This is a genomic window from Streptomyces sp. SID14478 (assembly GCF_010548525.1).
In the GTDB taxonomy this organism is placed as follows: domain Bacteria; phylum Actinomycetota; class Actinomycetes; order Streptomycetales; family Streptomycetaceae; genus Streptomyces.
The window spans coordinates 1-202 of sequence record NZ_JAAGMG010000945.1; the positions used below are offsets into that span (position 1 = coordinate 1).

Below are 202 nucleotides of genomic sequence, written 5' to 3' on the forward strand. Positions count from 1 at the left end.
ACGCCACGACCCGCCCCGCCCAGTGCTCGGGCCTGCGCGCCGCGCCCCGGCACACGAGAGCGGCGAGCGCGGCACCCGCCACGTACCCGCCCAGGGCGTAGAGCGGTGCGCTCACGCCGTCGCCGGACCCGGAACCGTGGCCCACCGCCACGCCGAGCAGGACGAGGTTGCCGGTCATCACGCCGGCGAACACGGTTCCCAG

The 202-nt window shown here is 77.2% G+C and carries 1 protein-coding gene; it reads right to left on the reverse strand.

Annotation, left to right across the window (positions count from 1 at the left end; genetic code table 11):
- Positions 1–193: DUF1275 family protein (locus tag G3I40_RS30425; protein ID WP_343245063.1), on the reverse strand; the 193-nt coding region annotated here is incomplete at its 3' end.
- Between the last annotated feature and the right edge of the window lie 9 nt (positions 194–202).